Annotated in this window: 19 protein-coding genes; 3 read left to right on the top strand and 16 right to left on the bottom strand. The window is 52.7% G+C overall.

Annotated features, from left to right (window positions below):
• The 16 genes from ACWKXX_RS14865 to thpR form a co-directional block, all read right to left on the bottom strand.
• The gene (locus tag ACWKXX_RS14865; protein WP_045350060.1) at positions 1-1,077 is read right to left on the bottom strand and encodes a fimbrial protein StkG; all 1,077 of its coding nucleotides are present in this window, start codon (positions 1,075-1,077) and stop codon (positions 1-3) included.
• An 11-nt stretch (positions 1,078-1,088) separates the two neighbouring features.
• A complete protein-coding gene (locus tag ACWKXX_RS14860; RefSeq protein ID WP_045337993.1) occupies positions 1,089-1,697 on the bottom strand; it encodes a fimbrial-like protein in 609 nt (202 codons plus the stop codon).
• A gap of 14 nt (positions 1,698-1,711) precedes the next feature.
• A complete protein-coding gene (locus ACWKXX_RS14855; RefSeq protein WP_111962173.1) occupies positions 1,712-2,275 on the bottom strand; it encodes a fimbrial protein in 564 nt (187 codons plus the stop codon).
• Between the two features lie 26 nt (positions 2,276-2,301).
• Positions 2,302-2,877, bottom strand: a complete 576-nt coding sequence (locus ACWKXX_RS14850; protein ID WP_015572703.1) for a fimbrial protein — start codon at positions 2,875-2,877, stop codon at positions 2,302-2,304.
• A gap of 28 nt (positions 2,878-2,905) precedes the next feature.
• Positions 2,906-5,497 carry an outer membrane usher protein gene (locus ACWKXX_RS14845; protein WP_049017530.1) on the bottom strand — a complete coding sequence of 864 codons (2,592 nt, stop codon included), beginning with the start codon at positions 5,495-5,497 and terminating at the stop codon, positions 2,906-2,908.
• 81 nt (positions 5,498-5,578) lie between these two features.
• A complete protein-coding gene (locus ACWKXX_RS14840) occupies positions 5,579-6,322 on the bottom strand; it encodes a fimbrial chaperone (protein WP_032670544.1) in 744 nt (247 codons plus the stop codon).
• 80 nt (positions 6,323-6,402) lie between these two features.
• Positions 6,403-7,011 (bottom strand): fimbrial protein, encoded by a 609-nt coding sequence (locus tag ACWKXX_RS14835; protein WP_032647291.1) that lies wholly within the window; start codon positions 7,009-7,011, stop codon positions 6,403-6,405.
• Positions 7,012-7,288: 277 nt separating this feature from the next.
• Positions 7,289-7,669 carry an aspartate 1-decarboxylase gene (gene panD, locus ACWKXX_RS14830; protein WP_003856284.1) on the bottom strand — a complete coding sequence of 127 codons (381 nt, stop codon included), beginning with the start codon at positions 7,667-7,669 and terminating at the stop codon, positions 7,289-7,291.
• Between the two features lie 32 nt (positions 7,670-7,701).
• Complete coding sequence (gene panC / locus ACWKXX_RS14825; protein WP_003856282.1) at positions 7,702-8,553, bottom strand: pantoate--beta-alanine ligase; 852 nt, start codon at positions 8,551-8,553, stop codon at positions 7,702-7,704.
• A gap of 11 nt (positions 8,554-8,564) precedes the next feature.
• A complete protein-coding gene (panB, locus tag ACWKXX_RS14820) occupies positions 8,565-9,356 on the bottom strand; it encodes a 3-methyl-2-oxobutanoate hydroxymethyltransferase (RefSeq protein WP_015572705.1) in 792 nt (263 codons plus the stop codon).
• Positions 9,357-9,479: 123 nt separating this feature from the next.
• Complete coding sequence (gene folK, locus ACWKXX_RS14815; protein ID WP_015572706.1) at positions 9,480-9,959, bottom strand: 2-amino-4-hydroxy-6-hydroxymethyldihydropteridine diphosphokinase; 480 nt, start codon at positions 9,957-9,959, stop codon at positions 9,480-9,482.
• The gene (pcnB, locus tag ACWKXX_RS14810; protein ID WP_026080645.1) at positions 9,956-11,353 is read right to left on the bottom strand and encodes a polynucleotide adenylyltransferase PcnB; all 1,398 of its coding nucleotides are present in this window, start codon (positions 11,351-11,353) and stop codon (positions 9,956-9,958) included. The genes folK and pcnB overlap by 4 nt, the downstream gene beginning before the upstream one ends.
• Positions 11,354-11,395: 42 nt before the next feature.
• Positions 11,396-12,286 (bottom strand): tRNA glutamyl-Q(34) synthetase GluQRS, encoded by an 891-nt coding sequence (gene gluQRS / locus ACWKXX_RS14805; RefSeq protein WP_032647293.1) that lies wholly within the window; start codon positions 12,284-12,286, stop codon positions 11,396-11,398.
• 59 nt (positions 12,287-12,345) lie between these two features.
• Positions 12,346-12,801 (bottom strand): RNA polymerase-binding protein DksA, encoded by a 456-nt coding sequence (gene dksA / locus ACWKXX_RS14800; RefSeq protein ID WP_001155232.1) that lies wholly within the window; start codon positions 12,799-12,801, stop codon positions 12,346-12,348.
• A 176-nt stretch (positions 12,802-12,977) separates the two neighbouring features.
• The gene (gene sfsA, locus ACWKXX_RS14795) at positions 12,978-13,682 is read right to left on the bottom strand and encodes a DNA/RNA nuclease SfsA (protein ID WP_017694492.1); all 705 of its coding nucleotides are present in this window, start codon (positions 13,680-13,682) and stop codon (positions 12,978-12,980) included.
• Positions 13,672-14,226: an RNA 2',3'-cyclic phosphodiesterase gene (thpR, locus tag ACWKXX_RS14790; protein ID WP_003856249.1), complete on the bottom strand. Its 555-nt coding sequence runs from the start codon at positions 14,224-14,226 to the stop codon at positions 13,672-13,674. The genes sfsA and thpR overlap by 11 nt, the downstream gene beginning before the upstream one ends.
• Positions 14,227-14,299: 73 nt before the next feature.
• On the opposite strand from thpR, the gene hrpB reads away from it, so the two are divergent.
• From hrpB to ACWKXX_RS14775, 3 genes are all read left to right on the top strand, one after another.
• Positions 14,300-16,729: an ATP-dependent helicase HrpB gene (gene hrpB, locus ACWKXX_RS14785; protein ID WP_454540829.1), complete on the top strand. Its 2,430-nt coding sequence runs from the start codon at positions 14,300-14,302 to the stop codon at positions 16,727-16,729.
• Positions 16,730-16,881: 152 nt separating this feature from the next.
• Positions 16,882-19,407 (top strand): bifunctional glycosyl transferase/transpeptidase, encoded by a 2,526-nt coding sequence (gene mrcB / locus ACWKXX_RS14780; RefSeq protein WP_261666435.1) that lies wholly within the window; start codon positions 16,882-16,884, stop codon positions 19,405-19,407.
• Positions 19,408-19,679: 272 nt separating this feature from the next.
• Positions 19,680-20,288, top strand: coding sequence for a fimbrial protein (locus ACWKXX_RS14775; RefSeq protein ID WP_048984305.1), 609 nt, complete (start codon positions 19,680-19,682; stop codon positions 20,286-20,288).
• Positions 20,289-20,300 lie beyond the last annotated feature (12 nt).

The following is a 20,300-nucleotide window of genomic DNA, read 5'->3' as shown; positions in this document are numbered from 1 at the left end:
TTATTCGTACGTGGTCTGAATGGTCACGGTGGTACCGAAAACACCGACGGTTACCGGATCGCTACCGGTTTTGACCAACCTGGCCCAAAGTGATCTGTCAATAATACTAACAGGATCCCCAACAACCTCTCCTATAGCAATGACACGTTGGTAACTGTCTGCCGGCACGGGGTAATGATCATTTTCAGAATCCGTAATCATGACGCCGACGCCTCCTGCCGCAGTAACACCACCAGTATTCTCGACGGTATTGGTAAAATATTTTTTATCTGCGGTGGTATGTGTGGAGGATAACGTATAGTAAACCGCGGTTGTATTTACACATGTACCCGTAACATGGAACTCGACTTTGCTGGTATTCCCGTTTTCGACTTCTGCGGGATACCAGTCACCAAGATTTACCGTTGTGGGCGCACGTAAGACACAGGTCGGGCGATTTAATGGCATGCTAAATGACATCTCGCTCATGTTCACATGGGGACGAGGGTGATCGGATGTCTTCGGATCGCTTGGATCGCCCAGAATGATCTGACCAATCGGGCCTGCACCGGCCGTTAAAAAATTAACATCCGAAGGAACACCCTGAAATCCATTGGTTTGATAGATTTCCATGCGCACATGCCAGGTTTTTTCGTCAAGCAGCTCTTCGTGATCGTCATTAGGTGCGGTCATATACCAGGACCCTGCGTTGGGCGGGAACCACGCGGTGACGCCGTTACCATCGGGATACATCGCCAGGGTATAGACAATACCCGGAATATTCGTCCGGAAGGTGGCTTTGTTATCTATGTAGCCTGCCAGCATTGAGTTGTCGGTAATCTGATAGGTGTTTTCACCGTCATTTCCCCCAGCACAGTGAGATTTTAACGCAGGCGTTGTTTCCATAATGATCGTATTACTGATCTGTATGGGAGTTGTTACTGTACCCACAGGCAGAGGAGTGATAACTGGTTGTGCACCTGGAGACATAATCTGCAAGTCATCATTACCGTAAAATTTGCACTCCTCGAAATTAGCCCGTGCTGCGCCAGACAGCCCGAACGCTGCGAACGCTAATATAGTGAGGTATTTTTTCATCCTAAATCCCTTTATTCGTAGCTGACATTAACCAGAACATTACTTATCACAGCGCCGCTGGTGATCGTTCCAATATTCTGATAACGTGCGTAAAAGCCATAATCCTTTATATAGTTCTCACTACTTCCACCGACATCGTAAATAACGTTTGATGTCCCGTCGCTGTTCAGGACGTTAGTTTTGAACGTATCTGAAAAAATAACGATACCCACATTTTCAGCCGCACCGGCTGTGGCATCGTTTTTAAACACCTGGTTGTGATTACTCCAGAAACCATTTTGCGGAGCAAAACTAAATTTTAGTTTGTTAATCGTTGCGCCTTCTGTACTGCTCGCATAGCAGTCATCTACGTGGATGGTAAAAGGCGTTCCAGCTTCATCATCGTTTGGCGATAAACGATCGCTCTTGTCGCTGTTATAAAACCAGTCTCGTGACACGGTCGGCAAAGTGATCTCTCCGCCGTTTTCGACGCTTAGCCGACAGGTATTATTAACGATGTTTGCTGTCAGGTTTACATCCATACCTGAACCTGCCTGGCTTACGCCAGGCAGAGTGCTACCAGCCAGACCGATAAGCAACACAAGACCGGGCTGGTGTAAATTAAACGGTGATTGTTGCATAATGGTTCCTGGAATTATTGATAGGTGACTGTGAAGGTTACTGGCGCAGTAACGGCACCTGTGCCAACATCGGCAATATTTCTGTCTTTCGCAATCACAATGCGTGAGTTCATCGGGAATTCGCCTACACCGTCAGCAATGGTGACCTCCTGTGCCGCCGGAGGCCTTTTGCAACTCAACATTACGCCAGTATCTACAACTCCTGACCAGATTTCGAAGCCTGTTGCTAACCCAGCAGAATAAGAATCACCGTCCATTTTCGGACCCGAGCATCCCCCACCAGCACCACTCGCTGCGGCTACCGTTGCCTTAGTTACACCAGAGCAGTTTGTAAAGGCAATTTTTAACGGCTCGACACGAGTCTTATTTACCAGATCGGTTTTATATACGTCGCCAAACGCAATTTCAGTGGACGCAGTTCCTGCACCGTTAAGCACTTTTGCTGTACACGTGCCCGAGACTATTTTTGATTTTATCGTTAATTTAACACTGTCAGTACCTGTAATTGCTGCGTTTGCCATTCCCGAATACAGAAGTGCAGAAACGGACAGGGCGATAAAAGTAGATTCAAATTTCATAATGTTGCTCCGTTTTCCTGCACCAATTACTCGTAGCTAAATTCAAAAGTCGCAGTAGCCTCAAAATCACCAACTGTCATGCTATTAACTTTGGTTTCACGTATTGTGGCTACTAAAGGAACTTCTTTATTCTGGATTTCTGTTGCACTCCAGACCAGTCGCTTAGCATCATCGTCAGAGTTGATGATAAAAGGGGCCTCCGGTGCGCTGGCTCTGGCAATTTCAACAGCAGAGAAATCTGCGCCTCCATCGGCTTTTGGTTTTTGATTAACAAGGCCGCTAAGCAAATAACCCGATTGGCTTCCTTTTACCGTGGCTTTCAGTGAGGTCAGAGAGGCCGGGCATTCAACAATCACAATTTTGAAATTGGCATTTGCGGTGCCAGCTTTGACATCGTCGAGACGCACCTGGCCGCCGTTACCAATGAGCAGTGTTTGATCCGTATCGGAACCCGTACCGCCCATCAGTTTCATATCACAAGTGGTTTCACGGATATTGGCCGTAAAGTTAACATCGAGATTCGTGCCCTCGGCGAGCGCCGAACCTGATAACGCCAGCATCGTTACGGCAACGACTGACAGGCTATAAAGATTTTTTTTCATACAAACTCTCGTCTATTTTCCCGAATAATTACATCTGGCACACTTGATTGCTGAGCACCGTTGTAAGTCCTACTTTTTGAGCATGTGATGAGACGTTATAATGCACGTCACATTTACTGTCTTTATCGCTTCCCCAGACAACATGAAGCGTGCCTTCATCCTCAACGCCGCGGACATAGGCTTGCCCCGCCTGTCCCACGGTGCCAATAGATTCATTTTTTTCATTTAAAACATCAGCGCCTAAAGGAATAAATCCGTTATCGGTGCGCTTAAGTTCTAAAATTAATGAACGACCTTCATCGGTTGCAAAATCAACCAGCACAACGGAACCACTGCGGGGAACCGTAATTTCACTGGTGTTTTTAATTTCAACGTCGTTTTCCAGCGTGCTGATATCAAGGTATACGCGGTTTTCACGGTAGGCAGACATATAAGGCAGAATGCCATAGCCGGAACTGCCTATTTCGCTGTTACCAAAGCCGATACCGGCGCCTTTCGCACCACTCGCTTTGACCAGTGCCAGCGCATCGTTGTCACCAATACTCCCTGGCGCAAATGCAATACCTCCTGAATGGATGACCATGCCACCGTTATAGGAGGCAGAATATTGTTTACTGTTGTCATCACCAAAAGAGGCAGATAAACCCAGCGGGCCATATTCACTGTTATAGGACCCGTAGCCGCTTATCTGATTCAGGTCACCATAATTACCACTGTTTGACGAGGCGCTAACGGAATAACTCACCTTATTATCTTGCGTATTTCCACCCGCGGACGTGTTAAAACTTGTGCCGCCTTTAAGGTCGGAACGTAATCCCATATTGATGTTCGAGAATCCACCGGCATTCCCTCTATCTTTTGAGAATACACTTAATGGAATGCTTAGGCTTAAATAAACGCTGTCGTCTTTCTTGCCGTTCTGATCATAGGTTCGCTGTATTGACAAGCTGTAGCTGCCGTAGGTGAAGCTATTGTTATACCCAATATTGTAATTGGAAGTAGAGCCCGTCGCGTTCCAGTAATCCTGCCAGGTGCCGCTTACATACAGGGAGCCAAAATTGTCTTCTCCGGAGGTCAGCGGTTGGTTAAGACTAATTTGCACCTGGTTTTTGGTGCGCTGATAGTCTGCATATAACGCTTCGTTTGAGTCATAGCTACGGTTTGAGTACTTCTGGTGCCTAATACTGTCCTGAAGTTGCGCCGCATCGTTAAGCGTCAGGTAGTCTTCCGTCGAGAAACGATAAGCCGCAACGTTAAAGGAAGTATTCGTCGACTCAATCATTTTGCTGTAGGTTAAACGATAACTTTGCCCGCTTAATTTATCCAGCCCCTCAATATCTGCATAAGATTGCGTAACGTCGAATGCAAACGCACCAACAGGGGTGTTCATTGCCACGCCGAGAATACCGGCATAAAAATCCATGTCGGTATATTGCGCGCCAATATAACCCGTGAACGTATTATTCAGGCCATAGTAAAGCGTACCGTAACCCACTTTAGGCGCATCAATAAGTGACTCATCATTTAACTCACCTAAACCGACGTCCCAGCGAGAGGCTCCCGGACGGAGCATCTGCGTGACGGATGAAAAGGGTACGGTAAAGGAGCGTTTGCTGCCATCAGCTTCTTCAATCGTTACCAGTAAATCATTTCCGTAACCTGTGGTACTCAGGTCGTTTATTTCAAACGCGCCTGGTGGCACCGAGGTTTCATAAATCTTATTGCCGCTCTGCGTGACGCTGACCTTCGCGTTACTGTTCGCGACACCCCGAATGACAGGCGCGTAGCCTGTGGACCCCATTGGCAGCATGCGATCGTCACTGTACATGCGTGCGCCGCGCAGGCTCATAGAGTTAAATGCCTCGCCACGCGTGTAAGAGTCGCCGATGACAAACTGGGCACTCAACGGTGTGATATCGCGCTGCAAATAGACATCCTGACTGGAGTATTTTGTGCCGCTATCTTTGTCCCAGTTAAAATTGCCACGCGAGCGCAGGCGCCATGGCCCCATATTCAGGCCATAGCGTAACCCTACATATGCACTTTCTGATGTACTGCCGTTGTTCTCGCTACGCCAGCCGTTCATGTCATAAGAGAGCAGAGCGGCAGGAATCCCGTTATCCCACAACGATGGATCGACATAGCCCGCCGGGCGTTTCAGCACATAAATCTGGGGAAAATTAAAATCCATAGCCTGCTTGCCACTGTCATAGCTAACCGTAGCGCCAGCGAAAGATTTTTTAATATCGACGCAGGTTTCATCGTCTTCCGGTCCGTCAGGCAATGTGCTGGTGTCGACACCCGATTGTGACAGCAGCAGTTTTGTTATGCACGGGGTCGCACGAGGTGTTCCGTTATCTTTAAACGTGACCTCCACGGTGGACTTCAGTTTACCGTTCAGGTTGATCTTAGTGCGATAGGTCCCCGGTAAAACCGGGTTGCCATGTGAAAAACGATTAATATCAATATTAGCGCTGCCATTTAAAAGAAATTGATCGTTAAACTCGACCTCTTCTTCATTATCAGGCAGATCTTTTGCTGGCGTGATATTTTCTGCACAGGCATAAAAAGGCAATGCTGCACTTATCGTAAGACATAAAAGAGAACGTTTAAATAACATGGCACATCCACTTAATCAGTGCAGAGAGGGTGCTCTCCACAGAGTTAATGCTATTAATTATTATATGTATTAAAGGGTGCTCTATTTTAGTCCCGCTTCGTGATGGTCTGTGCCGCCATAGTCATTAATAGAATCAAACTCTACTTTACCATTTACGGCAGAAGCTAAACCTTTAACCGTCATTGTGGTATCACTGAACGGTGGAACGGCCTTATGATCAACGTCGTATGTTTTTTGACTGGCTTTAATGGTTACCGCCGAAACGGAGACGTTATACGGTGAATTATTATGGGCAACAAGCTTAACCGCGTTTCCTTCTTTTTTCTGCGTCCATGTCAAATGCTCAGCTGCTTCACCTGCCGAGCCTTTTAACCCGTCAGGACGGTAAAAGAATTTTATACGTGTTCTGAATGCCAGCTGAAGCTGGTTAAGATTCTCTTTATCCGCAGCTTTTGATTTTGGTGGAATCTCCAGGACATTGAACCAGAAAAGCGATTCACGATCCTGTGGTAAAGGTGTACCTGTGTAGGTAATACGTACGGATTGGCCTTTTTTCGGGTCAATACGGGATACTGGAGGGGTAATGATAAAAGGAAGCTTTAACTCTTCCGGATTTACGCCATCACGCCCATCATCAAGCCAGGTTTGAACCAAAAGCGGTTTGGTTCCATGGTTATCGAGATTAACAACAACATCCTTCGATGACTGTGGATAGATAATACGGGTGCCGGAAATAACAATATCCGCACTTGCATTCGATGTGGCCAAAACGGCAGTTGCGAGCAATACGGCTTGAAAACTTTTAATGCAGACTGAATGAGACATTTTTCCACTTCCTTTTGGAATTACACAAGCAATCCCTCACTCATCATGAAGGATTGCTTAATTTAAAGTTTACGAATCTCTTATTCGTAAATCATGGTGAAGGCAACCTGTGCCTGCACGGTACCAGCAGAAACTGGATTACTTGTTGCATCCCAACCCTGACCCTGCGTGTACGCTACGCGGTAGTACAGGTTTCCTGCGCCAGAAGTTCCATCGATGGTTGCTTTCTGGGAGTTGTTAGTCTGGTCAATTTTGATCTGATCGGTAGCTGAGTTACCGTCGTTTGACAGCACCAGGTTAACGTTCTTAGCTGAACCCTGAGCATTGCTTGGTGGAACCAGCAGACCGCCTTCGGTAGAAGAGGAGCCAGCCCAGGAAGAGAACTGTGCAGATGCTTTCTTCACAGTTGCGGTATCACAACCGGTCAGTGAAAGGCTGAATTTCTTTTCACCCAGGGTGCTGGTGCTACCCAGTGCGTTTGCGAAATCACGCACAAATACGGTGTCCAGCGTTACGTCAAAATCGTTACCGTCTTGGTTGATTTTCTGGTCAAGGGAGACCTGGCAAGTGTTGTTAGAAACCATGCCGTGGAAAGTAATAGTCCCGGTGTCAGAATCTGCTGCTACCGCTGAACCCGCAGCCAGAACGCTTGCCATAGCAATTGCCAAACCATATTTTTTAGAAATCATTTCAATATCCATATTCGTTGAGTAAATAATAAGTGCCCGTAAAGCTTTTATTTGAAATTAAATTTCGTGGCGAATTATATTGTTAATCTCAATGAAATGTAGATATTGTGCGTGATTTAAACTAAATGAATAGTTTAGTAAATTTAAAATTATTTGTTATCAATATGATGTGTTTGTCTGGTTGTGCGGGGAGAGTTTGGATATTAATTCAATAAATGCTTTTTAAAGACCCATTCATTTAATAAATGCACAGGAATGGGTCGTGGGATAAATATTATCAGGCAACCTGCACCGGAATCGCCTTCGCGGTACGTTTCATCTCATTGTCGCCTTCAAAGTAGGCTACTTTTGGCTGCCAGCGACGCGCTTCTTCGTCAGACATCATGACAAAGCTGGCGATAATCACGATATCGCCTACGTCCGCGCAGTGCGCCGCCGCCCCGTTGACGGAGATGATTTTGGACCCGCGCTCAGCGGCAATGGCGTAGGTAGAGAAGCGTTTGCCGTTATTTACGTTCCAGATATCAATGGCTTCGTTTTCGAGAATACCCGCCGCGTCGAGAAAATCCTGGTCGATCGCGCAGGAGCCTTCATAATGCAGGTCGGCCTGAGTGACTTTCACACGGTGAAGTTTACCTTGCAGCATTTTGCGAATCATTACGTTTACCTTTCATCTTCCGGGTAGAAAAACTACGCCAGCTCAACCACTTTGTTATCGATAAGGCGGGCCTGGCCGAGCCATGCCGCCACCAGAATTACCGCACGTTTGCTGGTCTCTGTAAGTGCCAGAAGCGTATCGGCATCCCGAATTTGAACGTCGTCAGCACGAAGACCTTTCTCGTTCAGCGCCTGTTCAGCCAGGGCGATAATCTCTTCTGCTGTTAACTCTTTTGCCAGCAGTTGCTCTGCCATCGTATTCATGACTTTGCTTAAGCCCGGCGCAATTTTACGCTGTTCGGCGGTCAGATAGCCGTTACGGGAACTGAGCGCCAGGCCATCTTTCGCGCGTACAATCGGCACGCCGACGATCTCGATGTCGTAGCCCATGTCGGCAACCATTTTGCGGATCAGCGCCAGCTGCTGGAAATCTTTCTCGCCAAAGCAGGCGATGTCCGGCTGCACAAGGTTAAACAGCTTGCTGACGATGGTGGAGACGCCACGGAAATGGCCCGGGCGGCTGGCGCCCTCCAGCATGGTCGAAATACCCGGCACGTCGACGTAGGTCGATTCAGTGGTACCCTGGGGATACACATCTGCGGGTGCCGGTGCGAAGACGATATCCGCATGACGTTTTTTGAGCTTCTCGCAATCTTCCTGCAAGGTACGTGGGTAGCGCGCCAGATCGTCTTCGCGATCGAACTGCATCGGGTTAACGAAGATACTGACCACCACGATATCTGCCCGGGCTCTCGCTTCATCGACCAGCTTCATATGGCCGTCGTGCAGGTTGCCCATGGTCGGGACCAGTGCAATACGTTTACCTTCCTGACGTGCGCGGCGGATATGCTGACGTAGCAGCGGCAGAGTTTCTATGATTAGCACACCTGGACTCCTTAATGGAAACTGTGTTCTTCGCCCGGATAAACGCCGGACTCAACTTCGGCAATATACTGCCGCACAGCAGCACGCATGTCGCCTGCTTCTGACAGGAAATTTTTAGCAAATTTTGGAATATGGCCGCCGGTGATCCCGAAGGCGTCGTGCATGACCAGAATCTGGCCATCGGTGACGTTACCCGCGCCGATGCCGATCACCGGAATCGACAGCGCCTCAGTGATACGCTTAGCCAGCTCAACCGGCACACACTCCAGCACCAGCAGCTGCGCGCCCGCGGCTTCCAGCGCCACGGCATCATCAAACAGCGTCTGCGCCGCATCGCCTCGGCCCTGCACCTTATATCCGCCAAAGATGTTGACCGACTGCGGCGTCAGCCCCAAATGACCACAAACCGGCACGGCGCGGTCGGTGAGCATTTTCACCGTATCGACCAGCCAGGCGCCGCCTTCGATTTTGACCATATTGGCGCCGGCGCGCATCACTGTCGCCGCATTTTCGAAGGCCTGCTCCGGGGTGGCATACGCCATAAACGGCAGATCGGAAAGCAGCAGGCAGGCGGGGGCACCCCGGCGCACGGCGCGGGTATGGTAAGCAATATCCTCGACCGTGACCGGCAGAGTGGAATCATGTCCTTGTACCGTCATCCCTAACGAGTCTCCGACCAGCATGACGTTGATCCCTTCTTCGGCAAACAGTTTTGCGAAGCTGTAGTCATACGCGGTGATAGTGGCGAAGCGTTTTTTTTCCTGTTTGCATTTCTGCAATAAGGAGATGGTGGTTGGTTTCATACTGTTTCCTGATGGCCCAAAAGCGAATCTTTGCGCATTCTAACAGTAACATTTGAGGGAACAATGATTTTAGGCAATCGATTAACCGCAAATAAGGAATGGTTAATCGATGCGGAGGCGGGATTACCAGCGGGCCGGTTTATCCGCGTTGAGATTTTGCAGAACGGCTTGCAGTGAGGAGCCGTCAGGGAAGGTGAGATCGGGCGCGACTTCAAACAGCGGCCAGAGCATAAACCCACGGTTTTTCATGTCGTAATGCGGAACGGTGAGGCGTTCGGTGTTAATCACCTCGTGACCGAAAAGCATAATATCGAGATCGAGCGTGCGCGGTCCCCAGCGTTCGGCTTTGCGGACGCGACCCTGCTGTAGCTCAATACGCTGGGTATTATCCAGCAGCGTTTCTGCGTCAAGGGTCGTTTCCAGCACCACGGCGGCGTTCAGATAATCAGGCTGATCCTGCGGGCCAAGCGGCGGCGTACGGTAAAATGAGGACAGCGCGACGATGCGGCTTTGGGGGATCTCTCCCAGAGCCTGCACGGCAGCGTTAACCTGCTCCAGCGGAGAGGCCAGATTGCTGCCGATGGCGATATACGCAAGGGTCATGCCGTGCCTTCACGACGCGGTGCGCGTTTGCGCGGGCGACGGTGACGACGGCGCGGTGCCGGTTCATCATCCAGATCCGTAAGCATATCTTTTTGCTCCGGTGGCGCAGAAACCTGAAACTCGCCCCACCACTGCGCCAGGCGCTGTAGTTCCGGGTTCCTTTCAACTTCAGCACGCAGAGAGAGCAGATCGAACGCGGCGCGGAACTTAGGATGCTCCATCAGCTTCCAGGCGCGTTTACCCTGACGGCGGGACATACGCAGCTGAAGCTGCCAGATATCACGCACCAGCGTGGTAATACGTTTCGGGATCGCCAGCGTGCGACAGCCTTCGTCCAGCACGTCGTTTGCCGCCAGCGCGAACGCATCATAATAGGCGAGACCGCTCTCCTGGGTAATGCGCTGCGCCGTTTCCAGCAGCGGATACCAGAACATGGCCGCGAACAGGAACGCCGGATTCACGCGCATATCGTTATGAATACGGGTATCGGTGTTCTTCAGCACCTGCGCAATTATCCGCTCCATTGCGCTGTCACCGTTTTCGGTGAAGTAGCGGGTAATGGTCGGGAACAACGGCTGGAACAGGTTGTATTCACGCAGCAGGTTGTAGGTTTCAAACCCGTAGCCTGCCTGGAGCAGCTTTAACGACTCCTCAAACAGACGGGCAGGGGGTACGTCGTTGATCAGCGTCGCCAGGCGCGGGATCGGCTCTGCGGTTTCCGGGCTGATACGCATGTTCAGCTTGGCGGCGAAACGCACGGCGCGCAGCATTCGGACCGGATCTTCGCGATAGCGCGTTTCCGGCGTGCCGATCAGGCGAATCAGGCCGTCTTTCAGATCCTGCATACCGCCGACGTAATCGCGCACGGTAAAATCCGCCACGCTGTAGTAAAGGCTGTTGATGGTGAAATCGCGACGCTGAGCATCTTCTTCAATAGAGCCGAAGATGTTGTCACGCAGCAGCATGCCGTTTTGGCCGCGCTGGGAAGTCGTGCGATCGTTAACGCCCGCTTCGTGGTGACCGCGGAAGGTCGCCACTTCAATAATTTCCGGTCCAAACATCACGTGCGCCAGACGGAAACGGCGGCCAACCAGACGGCAGTTGCGGAATAATTTACGCACCTGCTCAGGCGTGGCGCTGGTCGTCACGTCGAAATCTTTTGGTTTTTTGCCCAGCAGTAAATCGCGCACCCCGCCGCCGACGAGATAGGCCTCGTAGCCTGCTTTATTCAGACGATAGAGCACCTTGAGGGCATTTTCACTGATATCTTTGCGGGAAATATTGTGCTGCTCACGCGGAATGACCGACATGTGTGGCTGTGCAATAGCGTCGTTCGCCATGCTCTCTTCGCGGCTCAGCACTTTACGGCAAAAATTAGCGACTCGGGTAAAAATAGTACACCTCGTAGTGTGTTTTGTTATCAAAAAAGCGGCTAATCATAGCTCAGCGCAACGCATTTGAGAATGCTGGATTTTTGGCACGGCCATAAGCGCCCAGTCAGCAATGGCCGTTTTCAGCAATTCATCCAGACTCAGATCCTGCCATTCCTGCGTTACATTCTGGTTGAGAAATCGCAGCGCGTCGATCAAAACCGGGCGCGGATCGCCCTCAGGCAGCGCCGGGGCATGATTCTGTTTCGATAGCTTATTTCCCCGTTCATTGACTGCCAGCGGCAGATGGATGTAATCCGGCACCGCCCAGCCAAACTGCTGGTAAAGCGATATTTGCCGCACGGTAGGCTCAACCAGATCCGCCCCGCGTACGATTTCCGTGACGCCCTGGAAATGGTCATCGACAACCACCGCCAGGTTATAGGCAAACAAACCATCACGACGGTGAATAATAAAATCTTCACGCGCCAGGCGTTCATCCGCCTGAATTGTTCCTGAGAGAACGTCGGTAAACTGCGTCACCGGAGAACGCTGTATTAGCCGTACGGCGGCATTCTCAGGACCGTTGTGCCGCGTGCGGCAGTGGCCGTCATAAACGCCACCTACGCTCTGAATACGCGCCCGCGTGCAGGTGCAGTTATAGGAAAGGCCCTGTTCAGCAAGCCACGCCAGACGTTCACGGTAGGCATCATGGCGTTGAGACTGCCAGAGTACGTCGTCGTCCCAGTGAAGACCGTAATGTTCCAGCTGACGCAGAATAGTTTCTGCTGCACCGGGAACTTCACGCGGAGGATCGATATCTTCAATGCGGACCAGCCATTTACCCTGACGGGCGCGAGCCTGTAGGTAGCTGCCAAGCGCGGCAATTAATGAGCCGAAGTGTAATTCACCGGAGGGAGATGGCGCAAAGCGCCCGATATAGTGAGATTCAGACATATCAACGGTAACAAGGCGGGAGAGACTCCCGCCTTAGCAGAGTAGTGAGAGGGCAGGCGTTAGCCAGCCATCTGTTTTTCGCGGATTTCTGCCAGCGTTTTACAGTCGATGCACAGATCGGCTGTTGGACGCGCTTCCAGGCGACGAATACCGATTTCAACACCGCAGGATTCGCAGTAGCCAAAATCTTCGTCCTCGACCTTCTTCAGCGTTTTTTCGATCTTTTTGATCAGTTTGCGCTCGCGGTCACGGTTACGCAGTTCGAGGCTGAACTCTTCTTCCTGAGCGGCACGGTCAACCGGGTCCGGGAAGTTAGCAGCTTCATCCTGCATATGTGTAACGGTGCGATCGACTTCATCCCTGAGTTGATTACGCCATGCTTCAAGAATACGCTTGAAGTGCGACAGCTGGGCTTCGTTCATATACTCTTCGCCCGGCTTCTCTTGATACGGCTCCACCCCAGCGATGGCGAGAATACTCAGGGACGATGTTTTACGGTTTTGCCCTTCTTGCATGTTGCTTCTCCTTAACACGCACTATCGATCCCCGTGTTGGGGGAAAAATCAGGTCGCTATAAATAGCAGATGCTTTTCCGTATGGCAATTATCTAAACGTAACACTTGACAACCCTGTGAGGAAAAGCGTATTTGCGCACGCGGCCAGAACACTTATTAGTCAATCGTCTAATCCCTTATAAGACAATGGGAAGAGAGGATCTCAGAGTCATATTATCGGCAGAAAGTTCCGCTTTATAAGCGAAAATCTCTACCCCCTGCTTTTGTGCCTCATTCAACAATTGCGCGTATTTAGGATCAATATGACGGGCCGGGGAAAACCGTTCAATGGCTGAATGCAGAACCGCAAACAGCAACACGGCGCGCTTGCCCGCCGCCGCTACACTCATTAGCTCTCGCAGATGCTTCTGGCCACGTAGCGTTACCGCATCCGGAAAGAAGCCGTTTTCCTGTTCCGCTAACGTCACTGATTTCACTTCAATATAGCACTCAGGGCGGTCTTCCGCCTGTAACATAAAATCAATTCTGCTGCCTTCATCGCCATATTTCACTTCGCTTTTTTGCGTGCCGTAACCCACCAGTTCAGGAAGCATTCCATTTGTCAGGGCTTCCTTAACCAGCTGATTTGCGCGCAGGGTATTCACGCAAATAAATGCCCCGCTTTGCGTCTCGGTCATTTCCCAGGTATGAGGATATTTGCGTTTAGTATTTTCTGATGTGGAATACCAGACCGTGTCACCCGGCGTGGCGCAACCGGTCATGGCGCCGGTGTTAGGGCAGTGCAGCGTGAGCGTTTCGCCCTCAGGGGTGATCACGTCAGCGAGAAAGCGTTTGTAACGCTGGATCAGCGTGGCGGGCTGGAGTGCAGGGCTAAACTTCATCAGGATTCCTTAACGTGTCGCCCAGCGTCCAGCGCTGGAGCGGAGTATAGCGGGTGCGTCCTTGTACAAAGGCAGATTCGTACAGCGCAAATTCATTCACCTGAAAGGACCAGTGAAAGCCCGGTGGCGGGATGGCAACGGCCTGACCCGCGTCGCGCAGCAGGGTAATGTGGGGATGAAACGGCTGCGGGCTCTGATAACAGCCGCTGCGCGCGGCCTGCGCCCGCAGCATGTTGGCGAGCTGTAGCAGTCCGCGAGGGGGCTGCCGCGTCCCCAGCCAGACCACCCGAGAGCGCAGCCATTGCCCGGCATCGTCAAGATGCAGCGTAAACCCCGGCTGCGAAATGCGTCCGGCCATTGCGCTTAACGCGCGCTGCTTTTCAGCGCTTACTTCACCAAGAAAGGCTAACGTCAGGTGCATATTGGCGGCGACGACGGGGCGGCCCGCTTCCGCGGGGAAGTGGCTGGCGCGCCAGCGAACAATCTGCCGTTGAAGCGTGGTGGGTAATTCAATGGCGAAGAATAGCCGTTTTGACTCAGACATGCGCAAGACTCGGTAATGATATGCGCCGATGCTACAATGTACGCCGATTAATGTTAACCCTCTGGAGCCGTAAGTGTCCTCTTTGCCCGTCGCCGTCGTCCTTCCTGAGCTACTCGCAGCCTTAGAACATGCGCCACAGGTTTTGCTCAGCGCGCCCACCGGGGCGGGTAAATCCACCTGGCTGCCCCTGCAAATTCTGCGTGAGGGGAGCATCAGCGGGAAAATTATCCTGCTGGAGCCGCGCAGGCTGGCCGCGCGCAATGTGGCGCAGCGCTTGGCGGAACTGCTGAATGAAAAACCGGGCGAGACGGTAGGGTACCGGATGCGCGCCGAAACCTGCGTTGGACCATCCACGCGGCTGGAAGTGGTCACCGAAGGCATTCTCACCCGTATGCTGCAAAACGATCCGGAGCTGACCGGCGTCGGGCTGGTGATCCTTGATGAATTTCACGAGCGTAGCCTCCAGGCCGATCTGGCCCTTGCGCTGCTGCTCGACGTTCAGCAGGGGCTGCGCGACGACCTTCGGCTGCTGATTATGTCGGCGACGCTGGATAACGAGCGGCTCCGGCAGACGCTCCCTGACGCGCCGATGATCTCCTCTGAAGGGCGTGCGTTCCCGGTCGAGCGCCGCTATCAGCCGCTGCCTGCCCATCAGCGTTTTGACGAAGCGGTTGCCATCGCCACCGCCGAATTGCTCCGCCAGGAGCCCGGCTCGCTGCTGCTGTTTTTACCCGGCGTAGGCGAAATCCAGCGCGTACAGGAGCAGTTGGCATCCCGGGTGAACAGTGACGTTATGCTGTGCCCGCTCTACGGCGCGCTGCCGTTGGCTGACCAGCGCAAGGCGATCCTTCCCGCACCGGCGGGGCAGCGCAAAGTGGTGCTGGCAACCAATATCGCGGAAACCAGTTTGACCATCGAAGGCATTCGCCTGGTGGTGGACAGTACGCAGGAGAGGGTGGCCAGTTTTGATCCGCGTACCGGGCTGACCAGGCTACTGACGCAGCGCATCAGCCAGGCCTCGATGGTGCAGCGCGCAGGGCGAGCAGGGCGTCTTGAGCCGGGTATTTGCCTGCATTTAACCAGCGCCGAGCAGGCGGAGCGTGCGGCATTGCAGAGCACGCCTGAGATTTTACAAAGCGATCTCTCCGGGCTGGTGATGGATCTGATGCAGTGGGGCTGCCCGGACCCTGACCAGCTCACCTGGCTTAATCCTCCGCCTGTCGTGAACCTTTCCGCTGCGCGCAGCCTGCTGACCCAGCTTGGCGCGCTGGAAGGCGAGCGACTGACGGCGCGCGGCCAGAAAATGGCGGCGCTGGGCAACGATCCGCGTCTGGCGGCAATGCTGGTGGCAGCACAGGGCGACGATGAAATTGCCACGGCGGCAAAACTGGCGGCTATTCTTGAGGAGCCGCCGCGCGGTGGCAGCAGCGATCTGGGACAGGCCTTTTCTCGCCATCAGGGAAACTGGCAACAACGCGCGCAGCAGCTGTGTAAACGCCTGAATTGCCGGGGCGGTTCGCCTGACAGCGATAAAGTTATCCCTCTGCTGGCCCAGGCCTTCCCGGACAGGATCGCTCGCCGTCGCGGGCTGGATGGTCGCTATCAGCTGGCAAATGGGATGGGCGCGATGCTGGACAGCGATGACGCCCTGACGCGTCACGAATGGCTGATCGCGCCGCTCTTGCTCCAGGGCAGCCACTCCCCGGACGCGCGTATTTTACAGGCGGTTGCCGTGGATATTGACGCGCTGACGCGTGCCTGCCCGCAGCTGCTTCAGCAATCTGACATCTTGGAATGGGATGATGCCCAGGGCACGCTGAAGGCGTTCCGTCGTAGCCAGATTGGCAAACTGACGCTCGAGACGAAACCGCTGGCGAAGCCGTCGGAGGAAGAGTTACACCAGGCGATGCTGAACGGCATTCGGGAAAAAGGGCTGAGCGTACTGAACTGGACGCCGGAGGCCGAACAGTATCGCATTCGCCTGCATTGCGCCGCGAAGTGGCTGCCGGAACAGGGGTGGCCAGCGGTGGATGATGAGACGCTGCTCGCGACGCTTGAACAGTGGCTGTTGCCGCAGATGAACGGCGTACACTCGCTGCGCGCCCTGAAGGCGCTTGATGTTAAGGCAGCGTTACAGAATTTACTGGACTGGTCGTTACGTCAACGTCTGGATAGTGAACTGCCTGGGCATTACACTGTGCCAACCGGGAGCCGGATTGCCATTCGTTATCATGAGGATAATCCGCCGGCGCTGGCGGTTCGGATGCAGGAGATGTTTGGTGAGGCCACCACGCCGTCCATCGCTGAAGGGCGCGTGCCGTTAGTGCTTGAGCTGCTTTCGCCTGCGCATCGTCCCTTGCAGATCACCCGCGATCTGGGGGCGTTCTGGGCGGGGAGCTATCGTGAAGTGCAGAAAGAGATGAAAGGGCGATATCCCAAACACGTCTGGCCGGACGATCCGGCGAATACCGCGCCGACACGGCGCACGAAGAAATATTCGTAATGGATCGAAAAGGGGAGTGCGGCCTGATGCCCTCACCCCGGCCCTCTCCCACGGGGAAAGGGATAAACAAACTTTGAGAGATTTCTTCTTTCACTGACCTGTGCAAGATAAGAAAATCTGGCCTTTGCGCCTGAATGTTGCGGAGAAAAAGCATGGCGGGGAATGACCGCGAGCCAATAGGACGTAAGGGAAAGCCGACGCGTCCGGCGAAAGAAAAGGTAAGCCATCGTCGCCTCAGAGATGAGGAGTATGACGATGACTATGAAGACGATTATGAGGATGAAGAACCGATGCCACGTAAAGGGAAAGGCAAAGGGCGTAAGCCTCGTGGTAAGCGCGGCTGGTTCTGGTTGCTGCTGAAGCTGTTCATTGTTTTTGTTGTCCTGATCGCGATTTACGGCGTTTATCTGGATCAGAAGATCCGCAGCCGTATCGACGGGAAAGTCTGGCAATTGCCTGCGGCAGTGTACGGCCGCATGGTGAACCTTGAGCCGGACATGTCCATCAGCAAGAACGAGATGGTGAAGCTGCTGCAAGCCACGCAGTATCGTCAGGTCACGAAAATGACCCGTCCGGGTGAATTTACCGTCCAGGCGAAAAGCATTGAGATGATCCGCCGTCCGTTCGACTTCCCGGACAGTAAAGAAGGGCAGGTGCGCGCGCGTCTGACCTTTGACGGCGATCGTCTGGAAACCATTGAGAACATGGATAACGATCGCCAGTTCGGTTTCTTCCGTCTCGATCCGCGTCTCATCACCATGCTGTCGTCCGCAAACGGCGAACAGCGCCTGTTCGTGGCGCGTAACGGCTTCCCGGATCTGCTGGTAGATACCCTGCTGGCAACCGAAGACCGCCACTTCTACGAGCACGACGGTATTAGCCTTTACTCCATTGGTCGTGCGGTACTGGCGAACCTGACTGCCGGGCGTACGGTGCAGGGGGCAAGTACCCTGACCCAGCAGCTGGTGAAAAACCTGTTCCTCTCCAGCGAGCGCTCTTACTGGCGTAAAGCCAACGAAGCGTACATGGCCGTGCTGATGGATGCGCGCTACAGCAAGGATCGTATTCTTGAGCTGTACATGAACGAGGTGTACCTCGGTCAGAGCGGTGACAACGAGATCCGCGGCTTCCCGCTGGCGAGCCTGTACTACTTTGGTCGTCCGGTAGAAGAGCTGAGCCTTGACCAGCAGGCGCTGCTGGTGGGCATGGTGAAAGGCGCGTCGATCTACAACCCGTGGCGTAACCCGAAACTGGCGCTGGAGCGTCGTAACCTGGTGCTGCGTCTGCTGCAACAACAGCAGGTGATTGACCAGGAGCTGTACGACATGCTGAGCGCGCGTCCGCTGGGCGTTCAGCCGCGTGGTGGGGTGATCTCTCCGCAGCCTGCCTTTATGCAGATGGTGCGTCAGGAGTTGCAGTCTAAGCTCGGGGATAAAGTGAAAGATCTCTCCGGCGTGAAGATCTTTACCACCTTTGACTCCGTGGCACAGGACGCCGCAGAAAAAGCGGCGGTAGAAGGTATTCCGGCGCTGAAAAAGCAGCGTAAGCTGAGCGATCTGGAAACCGCGATGGTAGTGGTTGACCGTAACACCGGCGAAGTTCGTGCCATGGTGGGCGGTGCTGAGCCGCAGTTTGCGGGCTATAACCGTGCCATGCAGGCGCGTCGTTCAATTGGTTCACTGGCAAAACCGGCGACCTATCTGACCGCGCTGAGCCAGCCGAATCTTTATCGCCTGAATACCTGGATTGCCGATGCGCCAATTTCCCTGCGCCAGCCTAACGGCCAGGTTTGGTCACCGCAGAACGATGACAGACAGTTCAGCGGCCAGGTCATGCTGGTGGATGCGTTAACCCGCTCGATGAACGTGCCAACGGTTAACCTCGGAATGGCGCTGGGCCTGCTGGCCATTACCGACACCTGGCAGAAGCTGGGGGTACCGAAAGATCAGCTGCACCCGGTGCCAGCGATGATTCTGGGGGCGCTTAACCTGACGCCAATCGAAGTGGCGCAGGCGTTCCAGACCATCGCCAGCGGCGGTAACCGTGCTCCGCTTTCCGCTCTGCGTTCGGTGATTGCCGAAGATGGCTCCGTGCTGTATCAGAGCTTCCCGCAGGCAGAACGTGCAGTTCCGGCGCAGGCGGCCTATATGACGCTGTGGACCATGCAGCAGGTTGTCCAGCGCGGTACAGGCCGTCAGCTGGGAGCGAAGTATCCGGGCCTGCATCTGGCGGGTAAAACCGGGACCACCAACAACAACGTCGATACCTGGTTCGCCGGTATTGATGGCCGTGAAGTGGTCATCACCTGGGTGGGGCGCGATAACAACCAGCCGACCAAACTGTATGGCGCGAGCGGTGCGATGTCGATTTACCAGCGCTACCTGGCCAACCAGTCTCCGGTGCCGCTGAACCTGGTTGCCCCGGAAGATATCGTTGATATGGGCGTGGACGCATCGGGCAACTTTATCTGCGGTGGCGGGATGCGTACGCTGCCGGTCTGGACGACTAACCCGGATGCGCTGTGTCAGCAAAGTCAGCCAGAAGAACCGACAGGTAACCCGTTCGATCAGTCTTCTCAACCTCAGCAGCCGCAGCAGCAACAGCCGCAGCAGCAGAATGAGAAGAAAGACAGCGACGGTGTCGCCGGCTGGATCAAGGACATGTTTGGCGGAAACTAATTAGTTTCCTGAATAAAAGGCCGCTTAATGATTAAGCGGCCTTTTTTTATGTTTACATTCATTTATATTTAAAATTATTAAATTTAAAATGTAGAATTATTAATTTTTGCTTTTTTTCATCTAAAACAGAAAGTTGTGTCCGATTATTCGGGTGTTATCATTTTGCGATCTAGACGTGATGAAGAATAATCTGATTAAATCCTCTCCAGAAATTTACTGACCTCACAGGATATTCCTTAGAGGACTTCCCAACATTTTTGTATATATCAAGAATGGATATCTTCATCATCACATATAAGGATATTGTTATGAGTAAATATGTTGTTTCAACGGTGTTGGCCAGCACGCTTATGGCTGCACTCTCTCTGCCGGTATTTGCAGCGAATGATTCTGGTACGGTAAATTTCGCCGGAAAAATTGTGGCGGATACCTGTGAAATTGATGTTGATGGCTCGGGGTCCAATACTTCCACCGTCACATTTGCAGATACTTATCCTTCTGATTTTGGCACTGACGGTCAGGTCGGGACGTCGAAGGCCTTTAAGATTGAAGTGAAAAAATGTGATCCGCTGGTTGCCAAACTGAACCTCAAGTTCAGCGGCACCACAACGGATGCGGAATACAAGCGCCTGAAGAACGATCTTTCCGGCGCTGGCAATGCGACCAACGTTGGCATCATTGTCAGTAATGAAAATGGGACTAAGGGGGACGTGGTTTTCAACGGATCAGAACCGGAAGCCGGTACCGATGTTGCGAACGATGCCACTGGCACCACAGCATCTGTCTTTAATTACACCGCGAAAGTTATTCAGGTTGGTGATAACAAACCAACAGCAGGTCACTACTCCTCATCTGCAACGTTCGAGGTTGTTTATCGCTAAATCTATTTTGGC

It is taken from the genome of Enterobacter sp. UPMP2061, from assembly GCF_053709615.1.
This window is presented reverse-complemented; position numbering and strand designations above follow the sequence as displayed.

What these genes read in the sequence shown, in the direction of transcription:
- ACWKXX_RS14865 (WP_045350060.1), bottom strand. Translation starts at nt 1,077, where the DNA reads ATGAAAAAATACCTCACTATATTAGCGTTCGCAGCGTTCGGGCTGTCT.
- ACWKXX_RS14860 (WP_045337993.1), bottom strand. Translation starts at nt 1,697, where the DNA reads ATGCAACAATCACCGTTTAATTTACACCAGCCCGGTCTTGTGTTGCTT.
- ACWKXX_RS14855 (WP_111962173.1), bottom strand. Translation starts at nt 2,275, where the DNA reads ATGAAATTTGAATCTACTTTTATCGCCCTGTCCGTTTCTGCACTTCTG.
- ACWKXX_RS14850 (WP_015572703.1), bottom strand. Translation starts at nt 2,877, where the DNA reads ATGAAAAAAAATCTTTATAGCCTGTCAGTCGTTGCCGTAACGATGCTG.
- ACWKXX_RS14845 (WP_049017530.1), bottom strand. Translation starts at nt 5,497, where the DNA reads ATGTTATTTAAACGTTCTCTTTTATGTCTTACGATAAGTGCAGCATTG.
- ACWKXX_RS14840 (WP_032670544.1), bottom strand. Translation starts at nt 6,322, where the DNA reads ATGTCTCATTCAGTCTGCATTAAAAGTTTTCAAGCCGTATTGCTCGCA.
- ACWKXX_RS14835 (WP_032647291.1), bottom strand. Translation starts at nt 7,011, where the DNA reads ATGATTTCTAAAAAATATGGTTTGGCAATTGCTATGGCAAGCGTTCTG.
- panD (WP_003856284.1), bottom strand. Translation starts at nt 7,669, where the DNA reads ATGATTCGCAAAATGCTGCAAGGTAAACTTCACCGTGTGAAAGTCACT.
- panB (WP_015572705.1), bottom strand. Translation starts at nt 9,356, where the DNA reads ATGAAACCAACCACCATCTCCTTATTGCAGAAATGCAAACAGGAAAAA.
- folK (WP_015572706.1), bottom strand. Translation starts at nt 9,959, where the DNA reads ATGACCCTTGCGTATATCGCCATCGGCAGCAATCTGGCCTCTCCGCTG.
- gluQRS (WP_032647293.1), bottom strand. Translation starts at nt 12,286, where the DNA reads ATGTCTGAATCTCACTATATCGGGCGCTTTGCGCCATCTCCCTCCGGT.
- dksA (WP_001155232.1), bottom strand. Translation starts at nt 12,801, where the DNA reads ATGCAAGAAGGGCAAAACCGTAAAACATCGTCCCTGAGTATTCTCGCC.
- sfsA (WP_017694492.1), bottom strand. Translation starts at nt 13,682, where the DNA reads ATGAAGTTTAGCCCTGCACTCCAGCCCGCCACGCTGATCCAGCGTTAC.
- thpR (WP_003856249.1), bottom strand. Translation starts at nt 14,226, where the DNA reads ATGTCTGAGTCAAAACGGCTATTCTTCGCCATTGAATTACCCACCACG.
- mrcB (WP_261666435.1), top strand. Translation starts at nt 16,882, where the DNA reads ATGGCGGGGAATGACCGCGAGCCAATAGGACGTAAGGGAAAGCCGACG.
- ACWKXX_RS14775 (WP_048984305.1), top strand. Translation starts at nt 19,680, where the DNA reads ATGGATATCTTCATCATCACATATAAGGATATTGTTATGAGTAAATAT.